At 54.3% G+C, this 16,282-nt stretch carries 25 protein-coding genes and 4 pseudogenes; all 29 read left to right on the top strand.

Features of this window, described 5'->3' with window-relative positions:
• The first annotated feature begins 9 nt into the window (after positions 1-9).
• The 29 genes and pseudogenes from rplW to KTH_RS21615 all read left to right on the top strand — a co-directional run bounded on the left by rplW (position 10) and on the right by KTH_RS21615 (position 16,263).
• The gene (gene rplW, locus KTH_RS21755; RefSeq protein ID WP_111325354.1) at positions 10-306 is read left to right on the top strand and encodes a 50S ribosomal protein L23; all 297 of its coding nucleotides are present in this window, start codon (positions 10-12) and stop codon (positions 304-306) included.
• Positions 307-318: 12 nt separating this feature from the next.
• Positions 319-1,155, top strand: coding sequence for a 50S ribosomal protein L2 (gene rplB / locus KTH_RS21750; RefSeq protein ID WP_111325355.1), 837 nt, complete (start codon positions 319-321; stop codon positions 1,153-1,155).
• 4 nt (positions 1,156-1,159) lie between these two features.
• Positions 1,160-1,447 carry a 30S ribosomal protein S19 gene (rpsS, locus tag KTH_RS21745; protein WP_111325356.1) on the top strand — a complete coding sequence of 96 codons (288 nt, stop codon included), beginning with the start codon at positions 1,160-1,162 and terminating at the stop codon, positions 1,445-1,447.
• 2 nt (positions 1,448-1,449) lie between these two features.
• Positions 1,450-1,800 carry a 50S ribosomal protein L22 gene (gene rplV, locus KTH_RS21740; RefSeq protein ID WP_111325357.1) on the top strand — a complete coding sequence of 117 codons (351 nt, stop codon included), beginning with the start codon at positions 1,450-1,452 and terminating at the stop codon, positions 1,798-1,800.
• Positions 1,801-1,817: 17 nt separating this feature from the next.
• Positions 1,818-2,477: pseudogene (rpsC, locus tag KTH_RS21735) on the top strand (30S ribosomal protein S3); the annotation flags it as partial.
• A 359-nt stretch (positions 2,478-2,836) separates the two neighbouring features.
• Positions 2,837-3,268: a 50S ribosomal protein L16 gene (gene rplP / locus KTH_RS21730; RefSeq protein ID WP_111325359.1), complete on the top strand. Its 432-nt coding sequence runs from the start codon at positions 2,837-2,839 to the stop codon at positions 3,266-3,268.
• The gene (gene rpmC / locus KTH_RS21725) at positions 3,255-3,461 is read left to right on the top strand and encodes a 50S ribosomal protein L29 (RefSeq protein ID WP_111325360.1); all 207 of its coding nucleotides are present in this window, start codon (positions 3,255-3,257) and stop codon (positions 3,459-3,461) included. The genes rplP and rpmC overlap by 14 nt, the downstream gene beginning before the upstream one ends.
• Positions 3,461-3,808 carry a 30S ribosomal protein S17 gene (rpsQ, locus tag KTH_RS21720; protein WP_111325361.1) on the top strand — a complete coding sequence of 116 codons (348 nt, stop codon included), beginning with the start codon at positions 3,461-3,463 and terminating at the stop codon, positions 3,806-3,808. Before rpmC ends, rpsQ begins: the two co-directional genes overlap by 1 nt.
• On the top strand, positions 3,809-4,177 hold the full coding sequence (gene rplN / locus KTH_RS21715; RefSeq protein ID WP_111325362.1) for a 50S ribosomal protein L14: 369 nt from the start codon (positions 3,809-3,811) through the stop codon (positions 4,175-4,177).
• Between the two features lie 11 nt (positions 4,178-4,188).
• Positions 4,189-4,578, top strand: a complete 390-nt coding sequence (gene rplX / locus KTH_RS21710; protein ID WP_246046331.1) for a 50S ribosomal protein L24 — start codon at positions 4,189-4,191, stop codon at positions 4,576-4,578.
• 5 nt (positions 4,579-4,583) lie between these two features.
• Positions 4,584-5,129, top strand: a complete 546-nt coding sequence (gene rplE, locus KTH_RS21705; RefSeq protein WP_111325363.1) for a 50S ribosomal protein L5 — start codon at positions 4,584-4,586, stop codon at positions 5,127-5,129.
• 14 nt (positions 5,130-5,143) lie between these two features.
• Positions 5,144-5,329 (top strand): type Z 30S ribosomal protein S14, encoded by a 186-nt coding sequence (locus KTH_RS21700; RefSeq protein WP_111325364.1) that lies wholly within the window; start codon positions 5,144-5,146, stop codon positions 5,327-5,329.
• A gap of 24 nt (positions 5,330-5,353) precedes the next feature.
• Complete coding sequence (gene rpsH / locus KTH_RS21695; RefSeq protein ID WP_111325365.1) at positions 5,354-5,749, top strand: 30S ribosomal protein S8; 396 nt, start codon at positions 5,354-5,356, stop codon at positions 5,747-5,749.
• 13 nt (positions 5,750-5,762) lie between these two features.
• Entirely contained in the window at positions 5,763-6,338 is a 576-nt protein-coding gene (rplF, locus tag KTH_RS21690; RefSeq protein ID WP_111325366.1) for a 50S ribosomal protein L6, read from the top strand.
• Between the two features lie 229 nt (positions 6,339-6,567).
• Positions 6,568-6,777 (top strand): annotated as a pseudogene (locus KTH_RS21685) (50S ribosomal protein L18); the annotation flags it as partial.
• A 231-nt stretch (positions 6,778-7,008) separates the two neighbouring features.
• Positions 7,009-7,143, top strand: a pseudogene (locus KTH_RS21680) (50S ribosomal protein L18); the annotation flags it as partial.
• Positions 7,144-7,197: 54 nt separating this feature from the next.
• Positions 7,198-7,692, top strand: a pseudogene (gene rpsE / locus KTH_RS21675) (30S ribosomal protein S5); the annotation flags it as partial.
• A gap of 174 nt (positions 7,693-7,866) precedes the next feature.
• On the top strand, positions 7,867-8,049 hold the full coding sequence (gene rpmD, locus KTH_RS21670; RefSeq protein ID WP_111325368.1) for a 50S ribosomal protein L30: 183 nt from the start codon (positions 7,867-7,869) through the stop codon (positions 8,047-8,049).
• A gap of 9 nt (positions 8,050-8,058) precedes the next feature.
• Positions 8,059-8,595: a 50S ribosomal protein L15 gene (gene rplO / locus KTH_RS21665; protein WP_111325425.1), complete on the top strand. Its 537-nt coding sequence runs from the start codon at positions 8,059-8,061 to the stop codon at positions 8,593-8,595.
• A gap of 203 nt (positions 8,596-8,798) precedes the next feature.
• Positions 8,799-10,136 carry a preprotein translocase subunit SecY gene (gene secY, locus KTH_RS21660; protein WP_111325369.1) on the top strand — a complete coding sequence of 446 codons (1,338 nt, stop codon included), beginning with the start codon at positions 8,799-8,801 and terminating at the stop codon, positions 10,134-10,136.
• 18 nt (positions 10,137-10,154) lie between these two features.
• Positions 10,155-10,916 (top strand): adenylate kinase, encoded by a 762-nt coding sequence (locus tag KTH_RS21655; protein ID WP_246046330.1) that lies wholly within the window; start codon positions 10,155-10,157, stop codon positions 10,914-10,916.
• 222 nt (positions 10,917-11,138) lie between these two features.
• A complete protein-coding gene (gene map, locus KTH_RS21650; protein WP_111325371.1) occupies positions 11,139-11,894 on the top strand; it encodes a type I methionyl aminopeptidase in 756 nt (251 codons plus the stop codon).
• Between the two features lie 456 nt (positions 11,895-12,350).
• On the top strand, positions 12,351-12,572 hold the full coding sequence (gene infA / locus KTH_RS21645) for a translation initiation factor IF-1 (protein ID WP_111325372.1): 222 nt from the start codon (positions 12,351-12,353) through the stop codon (positions 12,570-12,572).
• Between the two features lie 232 nt (positions 12,573-12,804).
• Positions 12,805-12,921: a 50S ribosomal protein L36 gene (gene rpmJ, locus KTH_RS21640; RefSeq protein ID WP_111325373.1), complete on the top strand. Its 117-nt coding sequence runs from the start codon at positions 12,805-12,807 to the stop codon at positions 12,919-12,921.
• A gap of 69 nt (positions 12,922-12,990) precedes the next feature.
• Positions 12,991-13,371 carry a 30S ribosomal protein S13 gene (gene rpsM, locus KTH_RS21635; RefSeq protein ID WP_111325426.1) on the top strand — a complete coding sequence of 127 codons (381 nt, stop codon included), beginning with the start codon at positions 12,991-12,993 and terminating at the stop codon, positions 13,369-13,371.
• 21 nt (positions 13,372-13,392) lie between these two features.
• Complete coding sequence (gene rpsK / locus KTH_RS21630) at positions 13,393-13,791, top strand: 30S ribosomal protein S11 (protein ID WP_111325374.1); 399 nt, start codon at positions 13,393-13,395, stop codon at positions 13,789-13,791.
• A gap of 43 nt (positions 13,792-13,834) precedes the next feature.
• Positions 13,835-14,461 (top strand): 30S ribosomal protein S4, encoded by a 627-nt coding sequence (rpsD, locus tag KTH_RS21625; protein WP_111325375.1) that lies wholly within the window; start codon positions 13,835-13,837, stop codon positions 14,459-14,461.
• 190 nt (positions 14,462-14,651) lie between these two features.
• Positions 14,652-15,635, top strand: coding sequence for a DNA-directed RNA polymerase subunit alpha (locus KTH_RS21620; RefSeq protein ID WP_497621051.1), 984 nt, complete (start codon positions 14,652-14,654; stop codon positions 15,633-15,635).
• Between the two features lies 1 nt (position 15,636).
• Positions 15,637-16,263, top strand: a complete 627-nt coding sequence (locus KTH_RS21615; RefSeq protein WP_174843902.1) for a bL17 family ribosomal protein — start codon at positions 15,637-15,639, stop codon at positions 16,261-16,263.
• Positions 16,264-16,282 lie beyond the last annotated feature (19 nt).

Genomic DNA, 16,282 nt, shown 5'->3' with positions numbered 1-16,282 from the left:
AGGGAAACTGTGGAAATCACAGAAGTGCTGCGCCGCGGAATTGTCACCGAGAAGACGGTGAAGCAGCAAGAGCAGAACAAATATACGTTTGAAGTGGCACTGAAAGCTACGAAAGTGGACGTTCGTCGTGCTATTGAGACGCTCTTTAATGTGAAGGTTGAGAAAGTCAACATCATGCGCATGCCTGGTAAGGCTCGCCTGCTCCGCAGAAGAGGGGCGTACCCTCGACCGATTGAGGCGCGCGAGTGGAAAAAGGCGATTGTCACCCTGAGCGAAGGACAGACAATCGACGCATTGAAGGCGTAAGGGATAGAGAAGATGCCAGTTAAACAGTATCGACCAACGTCTCCCGGGCGTCGTGGCATGTCTGTCTCGACCTTCGAGGAGATCACAAAGACAAAGCCAGAGAAGTCACTGACCGTTAAGCTGAAAAAGCACTCTGGCCGCAATAATCAGGGTAAGATTACGACGCGACATCGTGGCGGTGGCGCAAAGCGTGCCTATCGTCTGATTGATTTTAAGCGCAATAAGTTGGGCGTTCCTGCTCGCGTCGCAGCGATCGAATACGATCCGAACCGCACAGCCAATATCGCGCTGCTGCATTATCTGGACGGTGAAAAGCGCTATATTTTAGCGCCCGTTGGTTTGAAGGTTGGCGACCAGGTGATGGCCGGCCCTGAGGCCGAGATTCGCCCTGGCAATGCGCTGCCGTTAAAGAATATTCCGACCGGTACGACTCTTCATAATATTGAGCTGGAAATTGGCCGGGGCGGTCAGCTTGGCCGCAGTGCCGGTAGCGCCATCCAGCTTATGGCGAAAGAGGGAAATTACGCGCTTCTGCGTCTGCCCTCTGGTGAGCAGCGATATGTTCATATCCAGTGTATGGCAACCGTCGGCCAGGTAGGAAATGTGGATCATGAGAACCTGACGATTGGTAAAGCCGGTCGAGCCCGCCACATGGGCCGCCGCCCGACCGTTCGAGGCTCGGTGATGAACCCGCGGGACCATCCTCATGGTGGTGGTGAGGGTCGTGCACCGATTGGTGGTAAGCCTCAGACGAAGTGGGGCAAACCTGCGCTGGGCTTCAAGACTCGTAGGAACAAACGCACTGATCGCTTCATTGTTCGCCGTCGCAATGCGGGCAGGAGGAAGTAAGTAAATGTCGCGCTCAAGAAAAAAGGGACCGTACATACACGAATCGCTCAGGAAAAAGGTTCTTGCGCTCAGACGCAGCGGCGAGAGACGCGTAATTAAAACCTGGTCTCGCGCTTCCATGATTTTTCCTGAAATGGTCGGAATGACTATTGCTGTACATAATGGAAAGACTCATGTGCCGGTTTATGTAACCGAGAATATGGTGGGTCATAAGTTAGGAGAATTTGCCCCCACAAGGCATTTCCGTGGTCATGCGGGTGGCAAGAATGAAAAGACCACTTCGGTGAGGTAGAGATGCAAGTCAGAGCTATTGCTAGAGATCTCGGCATATCGCCGCGCAAAATGCGTCTGGTTACAAACGCGGTGAAAGGGCTTCGCGTGAATGAGGCTCTGGCTGTTCTTCAGTTCTTGCCCAACGCAGGTGCGGAGCCTGTACGGAAGGTGGTAGCCTCAGCAGCGGCAAACGCGGAGAACAACTACAATCTGAATCCAGATGACCTGTACATTTTGAATATTGTGGCGGATGACTCATTCCGCATTAAGCGTGTGAAGCCACGTTCACATGGCCGAGCAGCCCGCATGCTGCGCCGTTTCTGCCATGTGACGGTCATCGTCTCGGACGACCCGGCGGACGCAGGCCGCTAAGTTAGAGGAGGATACTCTTGGGACAGAAGGTACACCCCATAGGGTTCAGGCTCGGCGTCGTAAAAGGCTGGCAGTCCCGCTGGTATGCCGAGCGGAATTATAAAGACGTTCTAGCGGAAGACTTTGCTATCCGCAACATTATCAGTAAAGAGCTTTCCGGTGCCTCCGGGGCTCGTGTTGACGCTGCGATCTCTCGTGTAGAGATCGAGCGTGCAGCACCAAAGCAAGTGCTGGTGAAGATCAATACCGCGAAACCCGGTATCGTGATCGGGCGCAGCGGCGAAAAGGTCGAACACCTGAAGCGCTTGCTTGAGGCGAAGACGCAGAAACGCGTCCGCATTGAGATCATCGAGATCCGACAGCCTGAGCTTGATGCATATCTGGTAGCACGCACCATCGCTGATCAGCTTGAGAAGCGCGTGGCCTTCCGGCGTGCTATGAAACAGGCTGTTCAGAAATCCATGCGTGCCGGCGCAAAAGGCATTAAGGTCATTGCTGGTGGCCGTCTGGGTGGCGCGGAAATCGCCCGCACAGAAAAGGAAGTAGAGGGCAGTGTTCCTCTGCATACCCTGCGTGCTGACATCGACTATGGTCTTGCCGAAGCGCATACGACATTTGGTGTTATCGGTGTGAAAGTCTGGATCTATCGCGGGGACATCCTCTCCAGCAAGCGCCGTGAGGCCCTCACTGCTGGTGCAGGCGTTGCTCAACCTTCCGCCCCGCGCGAGACTGGCGAACGCCGTCCAGAACGCCGCAGAGGCGAGGGCGGCACACGTGGTCAGCGTCCTCAGGGAGACCGAACACGTGGTGGTGAGCGCCCCCAGGGCCGTCGTGCACCTGGCGAGCGAGGGCCACGTCAGCAGGGTGAGAGATCCCGTCCGCCGAGAGCACCTCGCGGTCCACGCCCACAGGGGGAGAGACAGCCGCGGGCAGCACAGCCTTCCGAAGTGCAGCAGCCTCAGGCACAGACACCACCTCCTGCTGAGCCGAAAACACAGTCCGAAGGCACGCAGAGCGAGTAGAGGAGAGCGAAGCCATGTTACTGGCACCATCGAGAACTAAGTATCGTCGTCAGCATCGTGGTCGCATGAAAGGGGTTGCCACTCGTGGTGCAACCCTTGCCTTTGGCGACTTCGGTTTGCAGGCGCTTGAACCTTGCTGGCTGGAAGCCCGCCAGATTGAGGCCGCTCGTATCGCGCTTACCCGTTATATGAAGCGCGGCGGTAAAGTCTGGATCCGGGTATTCCCTGATAAGCCAATCACCGCCAAACCTGCTGAAACCCGCATGGGTAGCGGTAAAGGCGCTGTCGATCACTGGGTTTCCGTTGTTAAACCCGGGCGCGTTATCTTCGAGATCGCAGGTGTGAGCGAGGAAATCGCGAAAGAGGCCTGCCGTCTTGCCAGCCACAAGCTTCCGATCAAAACACGCTTTATCACACGAGGGGAGGCGGAGAGTGTCGAAGCTTAGCGAACGCAAAAAGCAGATCAGCGAAATGAATATCGCTGAGGCGCAAAAGGAACTCAAAGAGGCACGGCAGAAGCTGTTCAATCTCCGCTTACAACAACAGCGTGGAGAAGTGAAAAATACTCGTGTTTTTGCGCAAACCCGGAAAGATATCGCACGCCTGTTGCATCGTCTATCGATGTTGGAGAAAGAATAATGACGCAGCAAGTCGCAAACACCACGCCTGTCTCTACGCGCCGTGTGCAGAAGGTCGGGCGTGTGGTCAGCAATAAGATGGACAAGACGATTGTCGTCGAAGTCGAATCCCTGAAAAAACATCGCATCTATAAGCGAAGATATAAACAGACCAAGAAGTTTTATGCGCACGATGAGAATAACGCCTGTCAGCCTGGCGACCTCGTTCGCATCGAAGAGAGCCGCCCGCTGAGCAAAACCAAGCGCTGGATGCTGGTTGAAATCCTTCAGCGTGGTTCTGGCATTGTACCCGTCGAAGAGGTTCTGGCCGAAGATGAAGCTGAGCAGTCGGCGGAGGGAGAAGAGTAAATGATCCAGCCACAGACACGCTTGAAGGTGGCCGACAATACCGGAGCTAAAGAAATTATGTGCATCCGGGTGATGAGCGGCTCTGCAAAGAAGTATGCAGAAGTGGGCGACATTATTAAGGCCTCTGTAAAAGTAGCAACACCAAACGGACAGGTGAAAAAGGGTGATGTGGTCAACGCGGTGGTTGTACGCGTCGCAAAAGAATATGCCCGTAAAGATGGGTCGCATATTCGCTTTGACGAGAATGCAGCCGTCATTCTGGCTCCTGGTAACAACCCGCGTGGTACCCGTATCTTTGGCCCCGTCGCTCGCGAACTACGTGAGAAGAACTTTATGCGTTTGGTTTCGCTTGCACCTGAAGTGCTGTAGCGAGGGAAGAAATGGCAGTAAAGCAGAAAATCAAAAAACCCTTGCACCTTGCAAAGTTGCGCATTAAGAAGGGCGACACCGTCCTGATTCTGGCCGGCAAGGATAAGGGGAAAGAGGGAACAGTTTCGCGGGCTATCCCTCAGATGAATAAGGTCATTGTTGAAGGCCTTAATACCGTCAAGAAACATGTGAAGCCGCGAGGACAGACACAGCAGGGCGGCATCATTGAGAAGGCGATGCCCATTCATGTCTCGAACGTGATGCTCAAGTGCACTGAGTGCAATACCCCCACCCGTGTGGGCATTGAGCGCCGCGAGATGGGACAGGATAAGAAAATGCGCCCGGTGCGCGTCTGCAAAAAGTGTGGTAAAGTTATTCAGGATCGGACGAGGAGTAGTTAAACGTCATGGCAGCACGCTTGAAAGAAAAGTATCGCCAGGAGGTTGTGCCAGCCCTGCAACAGGAGTTTAACTACAAGAATCCGATGCAGGTCCCTGCCGTCAATAAAGTTGTTATCAATATCGGCATGGGCGAGGCAATCCAGAACGCGAAGGCGATGGATGCCGCTGTCTCTGACCTGGCTGTTATCACCGGGCAGCGTCCCGTGATCACGCGGGCAAAACGCTCGGTCGCTTCCTTCAAATTGCGTGAGGGGATGCCGATCGGGTGCATGGTGACCCTGCGTGGTGAGCGGATGTATTACTTCCTGGATAAACTGATGAATGTTGCGCTGCCCCGCTTGCGCGACTTCCAGGGTGTTTCGCCAGAGGCTTTTGATGGCCGCGGAAACTATACGCTTGGTCTGAAGGAGCAGCTGGTCTTCCCGGAAATCGACTACGATAAGGTCGACAAACTCCGCGGTATGGAGATTACTATTGTAACAACGGCCTCTTCTGATGAAGAGGGCCGACGGCTGCTCTCTTTGATGGGCATGCCCTTTAAGAAGCGATAATCTGGAGGGCGAAAATGGCAAAAATTTCGATGATTATGAAGTCGCTCCGCAAGCCCAAATACAAGGTGCAGCAGCATAACCGCTGTCAGGTCTGCGGTCGACCCCGTGCATATATGCGTAAGTTCGGCTTGTGCCGCATCTGCTTCCGTGAGCGTGCGCTTCGCGGTGAGTTGCCCGGCGTCACGAAATCGAGCTGGTAGTCGCGATTTAGTGGAGGAGATTCCATGAACATGACCGATCCCATTGCGGATATGCTTACTCGTATTCGCAATGCGATAAGAGCACGGCACACTCGCGTACTGATTCCAGCGTCGAAAATGAAGCTGGCGCTTGCGCGTGTGCTCAAAGAAGAAGGCTATATCAAAGATATCGAGATCTTGAAAGATAATCCGCAGGGCACGCTTCGTCTGACACTCAAGTATGTCGACAAGAAGCCGGTGCTGAACGAGCTCAAGCGCGTCAGCAAGCCGGGCCTGCGAGTGTACACCAAGCGTATGAATATCCCTCGGGTCCGCGGTGGTCTGGGGATTGCCGTTCTCTCGACGCCGCAAGGCCTGATGACTGGCTCTAAAGCCTATAAGCAGGGTCTCGGTGGCGAGGTCATCTGCTACGTTTGGTAGAGGGAGGTATTGTATGTCTCGTATTGGACGGGCTCCAATCCCAGTACCACCCGGTGTGCAGGTGAACTGGACCGAAGATAATGTTGTTTCGGTAAAAGGTCCGAAGGGAGAGCTTTCGCGCAAGATCGATCCGGCTCTGATTCTTAAGCTGGAAGATGGCAAGCTCATTGTCGATCGCCCTTCCGACAGCAAGGAGCATCGCTCAAAGCACGGCCTGTATCGCACGCTGATTAGCAACATGGTAGTTGGCGTTACCACAGGCTTTAAGAAAGAACTGGAAATTCATGGCGTCGGCTATCGCGCGGTGAAGCAGGGAAATAACCTGGTGATCCTGGTCGGTTACTCTCATCCCGTTGAGGTGGAGCCCCCCGCTGGCATCACTCTGAATGTTGAGGGCACCGATCCCGGCACGAAGGCAACCCGCATCAGCGTGAGCGGTATTGATAAGCAGCTGGTTGGCGAACTGGCAGCCAGCATTCGCCGGATTCGCAAGCCTGAACCCTACAAAGGGAAGGGCATTCGCTATGCTGGCGAGAAGATCCGCATGAAGGCCGGTAAGGCCGGTAAAGTCGGCGGCAAGAAGAAGTAAGCTCTTATCTTGAATATATCCGGGGCGCACGGTACAGAGCGCGAGAAAGTCGCTGTTGTACGGCGCCCGGAGCCTGAAAAACTCTGTGGTTCTGTAGGCAAAGGGTGGTGTTGAGCAAAGAGAAACGTAGTGCCGACCACGTCTCTCATGTCTGTTCCCACTACTCTGTGTTCTCTGAGAAAGAAAGGAGATGCGAGAGCTCGCACTTGCGAACTTTCGCACCTGAACTATGATTAAGAAGTTTCATGCAAATCAGGCGCGGCTGCGGCGGCACCAGCGGATGAGACGCCATCTACAGGGCACTACGGCACGTCCACGCTTGAACGTTTTCCGCAGCGGAAAGCATATCTATGCACAGCTGATCGATGATACTACGGGCCACACGCTGGTTTCGGCTTCGACAATTGAGGAGAGCCTGCGTGGCTTCCAGCCTGAACCCGCGGCCCCTGCCGCTCAGCCAGAGGTAGCGCAGCAAGAAGAGATTGTCGCTGTTGAGGAAGTGGCGGCAGAGGCAGCCACCAGCAAAAAGGCAGCGAAGAAAGCGGCAAAAGGCAAGCAGCAGCCCGCTGCTCCGACTGCTCTCCCTGCCGCCCAGAAAAAGCCGAAGAGAACTCCGGTCGAGATGCTGGCTCCAATCGCCAGTAACCGGAAGGTTGCTCTTGCACGTGAAGTTGGCAAGTTGCTGGCTCAGCGCGCACAGGAAAAAGGTGTGAAGCAGGTGGTTTTTGACCGTGGAGGCTATGCCTATCATGGGCGAGTCGCAGCACTCGCTGAAGGCGCTCGTGAAGCGGGTCTGGATTTCTAAGGCCACGGAAAAGCCTTTTTGGAGGATGCCTTAACGAACAAGGCAAGGAGAAATATGGCGAGAATAGATGCATCAAAACTGAACCTGGAAGAGACTGTGGTGGAAGTCAGCCGCGTCTCCAAGGTGGTCCAGGGTGGCCGAAACTTCAGCATTCGTGCCCTGGTAGTGGTCGGTGATCGCAACGGTCATGTGGGCTTCGGCTTTGGTAAGGCCAGCGAGTATACAGAGGCTATCCGCAAGGCTGTCGAGGATGCGAAAAAGCATCTCGTGGAAGTTCCTCTGTCTGGCACAACGATTCCATATCTGATTAAGACAACTTTTGGCGCTTCTGAGGTTCTGTTAAAGCCTGCTGCTCCTGGTACCGGCGTTATCGCCGGTGGTGCGGTACGTGCTGTTGTTGAGGCTGCTGGCATTCGCGATATCTTGACGAAGACGCTTGGTAGCACCAATAAGGCGAATACGGTGCAGGCGTGCATGAAGGCCCTGCGTGAGCTGCGCGCTCCCGATGAAGAGGCTGCCCGCCGTGGCAAGACCGTTGCCGATATCCTGGGCAAGAAACGCGCCGAGCAACTGGCCGCCGCCGCTACTGCCGCTGCTGAGCAGGCCGCCGCTGCAAAAGCTGCCCGCGAGGAAGAGGCACGTGAGAGCCGCGCTGCCGGTCGCCGTGGCGGTGAGCGCCGCGAGCGCCGTTCCGGTGGCGAGCGCCGTCGATAGGAGAATGCAATGCCAAAACTACGTATTAAATGGGTAAAGAGCGCAATCGGCTACCCACAAGATCAGAAGGATACGATTCGTTCGCTGGGCCTTCGCAAGCTCCAGCACACTGTTGAGCATGAAGATCAGCCCACGATTCGTGGTATGATTCGTAAAGTGCAGCACCTGGTGCAGGTTGAGGAGACGGAATAAGTGAGCCCGATTACACTTTCCAATTTGCGGCCCGCCCCTGGTTCACATAAGTCCGAGCGTCGCGTTGGTCGCGGCCACGGCTCCGGTCGTGGCAAAACTGCCGGACGAGGTACCAAGGGTCAGAAGGCGCGTTCCGGTGGCAAAATCCATCGCGCTTTTAATGGCGGCCAGAACCGCCTGTCAAAGCGTTTGTCGTTCGTTCGTGGTCAGGGCAATAGCAATGCCCCTTTCCGCGATGAATATACTATAATAAATGTTGTAGCCCTTAATCAGTTTGAAGCAGGCTCCCAGGTGCGCCCCGAGGATCTGGTTGCACAGGATCTGGCTACGAAGGCGCAGAGCCGTGGCTTGATTAAGATTCTGGGAGAAGGCGAAATTGATCGTCCTTTGACGGTGTATGCCCATAAGTTCTCGGCCAGCGCACGTGAGAAGATCGAAGCGGCAGGTGGTACAGTCGAGATCATCCCGACGAAGGTCTATCCGAAGACCAAACGCCGCAAAGACGACAAGGCTGCAACCGCGAATCAGCAGGGTGCCGGGGAGTAATTCCCTGGCCTCTTGCTCGTTGTTGTCTCTGTGAGGCTTTGTCTTCCAGCCCTTCCCTCGGGTGCCTGCTCTCGGGCTCTCGGGGTGAATGGCGGTTGGAAATCTTGCAACACGCATCTGCGCCAGGGACCCTGTACTGCTTGCAAGGCGGGCAGGCGCTTTACTGCTACCCGCGGCGTCTGGTGACGTGAAAGGAGGCTCCCATGTGGGAAAAGCTGCGTAGCATCTGGACAGTACCCGATCTACGCAATAAAATCCTTTTCACGCTAGGCATGTTGATTCTCTGCCGTGTCCTGGCCCATATCACGATTCCCCTGACCGGGGAAGAGCGAACGGCTCTGGTTGCTCTCTTCCAGGGCAAAACGGACCCCAATCTCGGCCAGCTTCTGGGTCTGCTGGATATTTTCTCTGGCGGCTCCCTGCAAACCTTTTCGATTGTTGCGCTGAGTGTGTATCCGTATATCACTGCCACTATCGTTATGCAGCTCCTGCAACCCATTATCCCGGCGTTGCAGAATCTTGCCTCTCAAGGAGAAGCCGGACGCCTGCGCTTTAGCCAGATCACTCGTTGGGTCACCGTTCCTCTTGCGTTTCTGCAAGCGGTCGGACAGTGTGCTCTGTATCAGCAGCAGAATGTGCTGAAGCACTTCAGCCTTGTTGACCCGCAATACGCGTTGCAGTCATACTCAATCCTCTTTTCTCTCACCGCCGGCGTGCTTGTCCTGGTCTGGTTCGGTGAGCTGATTACGGAAAAGGGTATCGGAAACGGGATCTCCATTGTCATTTTTGGCAATATCGTGAGCCGGATTCCGAATACTGTCCATCAGGGCTATGTTTCTGCCACCTCCAGTGGAGGCAATGGCAGTGGCATCGTCAGTATCGGCATTTTTGTGCTGATCGCTCTGGTGACTCTGGTCGCTATCGTCTATATTTACCTGGGACAGCGCCGTATCCCGGTTCAATACCCGACGAAGCGCATGGTTGGTAGAGGCTTGTTGGTAGGCTCGGCGCAAACCACCTACATTCCCATGCAGGTCAACAGTGCTGGTATGATCCCGCTGATCTTTGCTCAGTCTATGATGCTCTTCCCGGCGGTGATCTCTAAATTCCTGACAACCAGTAGTATTACCTGGCTGAAAGATGCTTCTATTTGGGTTTCGACCTGGCTTGTCAACCCCGGTCTCTGGTACTACTGGCTGATCTATGGCCTGCTGGTTGTTGCCTTTACCTACTTCTATGCTTATGTGATGTGGCAACAACAGAATATTCCAGAAAACCTGCAAAAACAGGGAGCGTTCATTCCTGGTTATCGTCCCGGTCAGCCAACAAGCGATTACCTGTATGCGATCCTGAACCGCATCACGCTTGGCGGCGCTCTGTTCCTGGGTATCATTGCGGTCCTCCCCTTTATTGCGAATGTGGGTGGCAGCCAGTTACTGGGAACGGCGTCTCTCTTGATTGTTGTGGGCGTTGTTCTGGATACAGTACGACAACTGGAATCTCAGATGGTTATGCGTAACTATTCTGGTTTCCTATCCTAAGGGGAGTCAGCCGGAGCAGTGGCTGTTTCACTGCACTTCCATCTCTGGTCTGGTAGGCGTTTGTATGGGAGTGCAACGGCGCACTCCCTTCAATTCCGTCGGAGGAAAATCGTGAATATCATCCTGATCGGTGCTCAGGGGTCCGGAAAGGGAACGCAAGCCGAAAGGCTCGCTCACAAACTTGGTATTCCCCACGTTGCTAGTGGTGATCTGTTTCGTAAGGCGATTGCGGACAAAACGGAACTGGGTGTACAGGCAAAAGAATATCTTGACCGCGGGGAACTCGTCCCCGATGATATTACGGTCGCTATGATTCTCAAGCGTCTCAGTGCTCCCGATTGTGCCCGTGGCGTCCTCCTTGATGGCTTTCCGCGCACGATTGTACAGGCTCAGGCTTTAGACAGAGGTTTGGCAAGTGCAGCTCGCTCGGTCGATTGTGCTGTCTATCTACAGGTGCCCCGCGACGTTCTGGTCGAGCGCCTCTCGGGACGCTATATCTGCCGGGCCCATCAGCATCCCTACAATATTCGCACCAATCCCCCGAAAGTTCCGGGAGTCTGCGATATTGATGGGAGTGAATTGTATCAGCGCGAGGATGATCGCGGCGAAATGATACAACGTCGGCTTGACATCTTCTTTGGCGAGACAATCCACCTGCTCGATTACTATCAACAGCAGGGAAAGTTAATTGAAATTGATGGAAATCGCTCGATTGAGGCGGTCCATCAGCAGCTCTACTCCGCTATTATGGAGCGGGTGGGCGAGAAAGAGCGCGAGTAAGGCGGGCTGTACCCTGTCGATACAGGGTACCCCTCTTGACAAATGCGCTGTTTTCACGCAAAGTATCGTGAAGAAAGATATCTCCCCTCGTGATAATGAGGGGAGAGCGCTCTTCTGTAGAGTGTATGTATTTGATCCGGTTGCAGCCGTGTTCCTGCTTGTAATCCTGAGGCCCGCACATGCTTTCGGGTTCTCACTGATGGAGGATGAAGAAGAGAAACAATGGCACCTATTCTCAAATCAAAGGAAGAGTGTGCGAAGATCCGGGAGACCGGACGCATTATTGCGGCCATCCTCGCCGAGCTGCGCTCTGCGGTGCGTCCCGGTATCACGACTGCGGAACTGGATCATCTGGCAGCAGAGGCCCTGAAACGTTTTGGCGCAAAGTCAGGCTCTCTGGGCTATCATGGTTACCCTGCTTCTATTTGTACGTCTGTAAACGAAGAGGTTGTACATGGTATTCCCGGACCACGTGTGTTGCAGGAGGGTGATATTATCACGCTCGATCTGGCTGCCAGCTACCAGGGCTGGTATGCCGACTCCGCAGTCACGGTTCCGGTTGGCTCTGTCTCTGCGGAGGCCAAACGCCTGCTTAAGGTGACAGAGGATGCCTTGTACCGGGGAATCGCTGCTGCCCAGGCTGGAAATCGTCTGCATGATATCAGCAGAGCGATTCAGCACCACATTGAGGCTGCTGGCTATTCGCTGATTCGCGAGTATGGTGGGCATGGGATCGGTCGTAGCATGCACGAGGACCCCGATGTGCTGAACTATGTTGAGCCCGCCTATCCGAATATGCGACTGCGGCCCGGTCTGGTGATCGCGATTGAGCCAATGGTCCTTCTGGGCTCCGAGGCAACCCGCGAGCTGGATGATGGCTGGACAGTCGTCACTGCCGATGGTCGGTATGCGGCTCATTTTGAGCATACTGTGGCTATCACGGATGGAAACGCGGAAATCCTGACACTGGGAGCGTAAGAGAGAAACGGAACGCTCTTTTTTTCCGAGGGTGCTTCCCCCCTCTCGACGTCCAATGGAAAGTATGCTATAATTCGTAGTTGGCTGCAGCAGTAGGTACTGCTGCCCTTTTGTACTTCTAAGAGTATCGAAGTTTTGATTCTGCCCTGTATTCGGATGGATCAGAAACTATCCGTGTGCGCTCCGCGTTCTCGGTTCGTCCGACAAGCACAACAGTGGACGCGCCCGCTCCGAATGCGGCAAGAATGCTGAAAAGTAGTACCTCAAGAAGTAGAACAGACGAAACTGGTAAAAGCCGAAACCCCGGGCGTGGGGCGAACGGTGTTTTGAGCGGAGAAAGACTTTCTGTTCTGGGGCTTTTCAGGCGCATGTGTTGGCTGCCATATGTGCTCTCCTTGCAAGCCGGAACAGAGATAGAGTAGAAAAAAAGTCTGTCCGCAATCAGGAAAGGATGCTATGCCTAAGAGTGACGAAATTTCAGTAGAGGGTACTGTTGTAGAGGCCCTTCCAAATGCCATGTTCAAAGTGAAGATTAACGAGAATCACGAGGTCCTGGCTGTCCTCTCAGGACGTATTCGCATGAATTTTGTGCGTATCGTTCCAGGCGACAAGGTCAGAGTTGTGCTATCCCCGTATGACCTGAAGCGAGGCCGCATTACATGGCGTGTGAAAGGTTGATGTGGAGTTAAGGCATCCTTCTATATCCTGACGCCACTGATGCCTGAAATCACCAGGGGCATTGAGTGGTGAAACGTAGAGTATTCAGCGTTTTCTGGAAGCAAGCAAAGCGCAAGAACAGAAAAGACGCGTTGTCATGCTTCCTTTTTGCCTGCATGCCGCTCTTTCGTGCTGGAGGGTGGGGCCGGTGAAAAAGCGCAAGTGTCGATAGATTGTTGAGGAGGGCAAATTCATGAAAGTTCGCGCCTCTGTAAAACCACGCTGTGACGGTTGCAGGATCATTCGTCGCCATCGTGTGGTAATGGTTATCTGTAGTAAAGATCCAAAGCATAAACAGAAGCAAGGCTAAAAAAGGCGTAGTAGGCTTCTCGTCTTGCCCATGGGCGAGACTGAAGAAAGCCTGATGCTGGAGGGAAAGATGGCAAGAATTGCTGGCGTTGACATTCCCCGCGAAAAGCGTGTGGAAATCTCGCTGTGCTATATCTATGGAATCGGGCTGACGACAAGCCGCAAGATTCTGGAAAAGACTCGCATTAATCCGGACACTCGTGTAAAAGACCTGACCGAAGAAGAAGTCAATCGCCTGCGTGAAGTAATTGACCGCGAGTACAAGGTTGAGGGTGATCTGCGCCGCGAAGTTGATATGAACATCAAGCGGCTGATCGAGATTGGCTGCTATCGTGGCATGCGCCATCGTCGCAACCTTCCAGTGCGAGGACAGCGCACACGCACGAATGCGCGCACTCGCCGTGGGCCAAAACGGACTGTTGCTGGCAAGAAGAAAGCCACGAAGAAGTAATGCGGGAGAGAGTGAGAAAGAATGGCAGACAAGAAAAAGACTACTGGCAGGGTCAGGCGGCGTGAGCGCAAGTCTGTGCCACGTGGACAGGCCCATATTCAAGCAACCTTTAACAATACCATTGTTACTCTTACCGACCCCAACGGTAACGTTATTGCCTGGGGTAGCGCTGGCGCTCAGGGCTTCAAAGGCTCGCGTAAGAGCACCCCGTATGCTGCTCAGGTAACGGCTGATAATGCCGCTCGTAAAGCAATGGATCACGGTCTCAAGCAGATTGATGTTTTTGTGAAAGGACCGGGTTCCGGTCGCGAAGCTGCAATTCGTTCTTTGCAGGCCGCAGGGCTGACCGTGACTTCGATTACCGACGTTACACCTATTCCGCACAATGGCTGCCGACCGCCGAAGCGGCGTCGTGTCTAAGCTTGCTGTTATCATGCTGTGCGTGTGAGGAGGAATCATTTAGATGGCACGTTATACCGGCCCGGTCTGCAAGCTGTGCAGGCGTGAGGGGGTAAAACTTTTCTTAAAAGGTGACAAGTGCATCCAGAAATGCACTCTCGATAGACGCAGCACTCGCCCCGGTCAGCATGGTGCGAGTCGCGCACGTAAGGAATCCGTGTACGGCAAGTTGTGGCGTGAGAAGCAGCGGGTTCGCCGCACCTATGGGGTGCTTGAGCGCCAGTTCAGCAAGCACTTTGAGGAAGCCGCCCGCCGCCCTGGTAAGACCAGCGAAAACCTGCTCCAGATCCTGGAGATGCGCCTTGACAACCTTGTCTATCGTCTGGGCTTCGCCGACTCTCGGGCGCAGGCGCGTCAGCTTGTCAATCACGGCCATTTCGAGGTCAATGGACGCAAGACGGACATTCCGTCCTTCATTGCCAAGCCGAACGATGTAATCACTGTGCGCGAGCACAGCAAGAGCATGGAGTACTTCAAGGCTCGTGCTCTCCTGCTCGATCAGAAGAGCATTCCTTCCTGGCTTTCCCTGGATAAAGATGCGCTTTCTGGCCGGGTCCTGTCTCTGCCTTCACGAGCAGAACTTGAGCTGCCGTTTGATGAACAGCTCGTTATTGAGTACTATCAGCGGTAACACGTTGAGTCGCGGTGGGTCTGTCCCTGTCCCCTTCCTCTCGAAGGCGCTCAGGGATGTTAGAAGCTCTTGGACTACCTGCGGTTTCGCTATCTGATCCCTTCGCAATGCGGCTTGACTGGCAGCATTGGGTAGAAGGGGTCAGTGTTAGGGACGAACTCTGGTAGAAAAAGAAAGGCGGGTTAGAACCTTGCTAGACAACATTACTCTGCCTCGGATTAAAAATACAAAGATACAAGGGAATTATGCAAGTTACGATATCGAGCCGTTAGAGGCGGGGTACGGTATGACCCTGGGCAACGCGCTACGGCGTGTTCTGCTGTCATCTTTGCCCGGTGCAGCAGTGACCTCGATTCGCATTGAAGGGGTTCAGCATGAGTTTCAGGATATCCCCGGCGTTATGGAGGATGTCACCGATATTGTGCTGAACGTCAAGAAGCTGCGTCTGCGCAGTTTCTCTGACCATGCCGTTTCTATGCGCCTTGAGGTAAACGGTGAGCGCGAGGTTACGGCTGCCGATATTGTTGCTCCCAGTACGGTAGAGATTGTCAACCCCGACCTCCATATTGCGACCCTGGATAATGAAAATGCCCATCTCGATATGGAACTGGTCGTTGAGACTGGACGGGGCTATGTTCCTGCCGACTCGAAGGAAGATCAGCCGATTGGTGTGATCCCGGTCGATGCCATTTTTAGCCCGGTGCAAAAGGTCAACTATACGGTTGAGCATACTCGTGTCGGTCAGATGACCAACTACGATAAAATCGTTCTTGAAATAAATACGGATGGTACGATCACGCCGGATGAAGCTCTGCGGCAAAGCGCGGACATCCTGGTACGCCACTTCACTTTGCTGGCGAACTACCGTGCGTCCTTGCCTGAGCCTGAGAAGGCTCCGTTGAGCAGCTTGCCCATCCCTCAGAAGATCTATGATACTCCCATCGAGGAACTGGATCTCTCGGTCCGCGCCTATAACTGCCTCAAACGCAGTAACATCACAAAGGTTGGACAGATCCTCTCGATGAATGAAGAAGATCTTCTTGGTGTGCGCAATTTCGGTGAGAAGAGCTTACAGGAGCTGCGCGAACGCTTGCTTGCTCGCAACTTCTTGCCCAATGCTCGCACCAGTGCTGTTGGGGCCGATTTGGACGGCGATCACGAAATGGAGGAATGAGTTGAGGCACCGAGTTGCCGGAAACCGGATGAGCATGCCTGAGCCGCGCCGCCGTTCTGCGCGCCGCAATCTGATGGCTGGCCTCATTCGGTATGACCGCATTAAAACAACTGAAGCACGCGCGCGTGCTATTCGCGCTGAAGCGGAAAAATTGATCTACGCAGCGGTTCAGGGCCGCCAGCAGGCATGGGACTACCTGACCTCTGTTGTTTCCGATAAAGAAAAGGCCGAGCAGATCCTGGCTTTCGCTCGCAAGGGCCGCTTCTCTCTCAAGGCGTCTATTGCCAGCAATGAGGAACGCGCCGCCCAGCTGAAAGCTCCTCTGACCGAGAAGGGACGCAAGTTCCTTGAGGACAAGCTTGCTGCTCGCCGCGAAGAACTCTTGAAGATCATCTCCAACGAAGATGAGGCGGAGAAGGCGCTGAATGCGGCTTACCAGGCTATGGTGATTGAGCTCCGCGCGCGCCGCAAAATTCTGAAGGCCCTGCCCGATGAATTGGTGGTAAAGAAGATTTTCGAGGAACTGGCTCCGCGCTATGTCAATCGCCGCGGCGGCTATACTCGTATCACCAAACTTGGTCGCCGTAAGGGTGATGCCGCTGAAATCGCTCAGATCGCCCTTGTCTAAGCTTTTTTGAAAGGGCGCA

It is taken from the genome of Thermosporothrix sp. COM3 (assembly GCF_059696735.1).
Note: the sequence above shows the minus strand (reverse complement) of the source record. Positions and strands in the feature narration are given on the sequence as shown.

Coding starts and splice junctions, on each gene's coding strand:
- rplB (WP_111325355.1), top strand. CDS start 319: ATGCCAGTTAAACAGTATCGACCAACGTCTCCCGGGCGTCGTGGCATG.
- rpsS (WP_111325356.1), top strand. CDS start 1,160: ATGTCGCGCTCAAGAAAAAAGGGACCGTACATACACGAATCGCTCAGG.
- rplV (WP_111325357.1), top strand. CDS start 1,450: ATGCAAGTCAGAGCTATTGCTAGAGATCTCGGCATATCGCCGCGCAAA.
- rplP (WP_111325359.1), top strand. CDS start 2,837: ATGTTACTGGCACCATCGAGAACTAAGTATCGTCGTCAGCATCGTGGT.
- rpsQ (WP_111325361.1), top strand. CDS start 3,461: ATGACGCAGCAAGTCGCAAACACCACGCCTGTCTCTACGCGCCGTGTG.
- rplN (WP_111325362.1), top strand. CDS start 3,809: ATGATCCAGCCACAGACACGCTTGAAGGTGGCCGACAATACCGGAGCT.
- rplX (WP_246046331.1), top strand. CDS start 4,189: ATGGCAGTAAAGCAGAAAATCAAAAAACCCTTGCACCTTGCAAAGTTG.
- rplE (WP_111325363.1), top strand. CDS start 4,584: ATGGCAGCACGCTTGAAAGAAAAGTATCGCCAGGAGGTTGTGCCAGCC.
- KTH_RS21700 (WP_111325364.1), top strand. CDS start 5,144: ATGGCAAAAATTTCGATGATTATGAAGTCGCTCCGCAAGCCCAAATAC.
- rpsH (WP_111325365.1), top strand. CDS start 5,354: ATGAACATGACCGATCCCATTGCGGATATGCTTACTCGTATTCGCAAT.
- rplF (WP_111325366.1), top strand. CDS start 5,763: ATGTCTCGTATTGGACGGGCTCCAATCCCAGTACCACCCGGTGTGCAG.
- rpmD (WP_111325368.1), top strand. CDS start 7,867: ATGCCAAAACTACGTATTAAATGGGTAAAGAGCGCAATCGGCTACCCA.
- secY (WP_111325369.1), top strand. CDS start 8,799: ATGTGGGAAAAGCTGCGTAGCATCTGGACAGTACCCGATCTACGCAAT.
- map (WP_111325371.1), top strand. CDS start 11,139: ATGGCACCTATTCTCAAATCAAAGGAAGAGTGTGCGAAGATCCGGGAG.
- infA (WP_111325372.1), top strand. CDS start 12,351: ATGCCTAAGAGTGACGAAATTTCAGTAGAGGGTACTGTTGTAGAGGCC.
- rpmJ (WP_111325373.1), top strand. CDS start 12,805: ATGAAAGTTCGCGCCTCTGTAAAACCACGCTGTGACGGTTGCAGGATC.
- rpsM (WP_111325426.1), top strand. CDS start 12,991: ATGGCAAGAATTGCTGGCGTTGACATTCCCCGCGAAAAGCGTGTGGAA.
- rpsK (WP_111325374.1), top strand. CDS start 13,393: ATGGCAGACAAGAAAAAGACTACTGGCAGGGTCAGGCGGCGTGAGCGC.
- rpsD (WP_111325375.1), top strand. CDS start 13,835: ATGGCACGTTATACCGGCCCGGTCTGCAAGCTGTGCAGGCGTGAGGGG.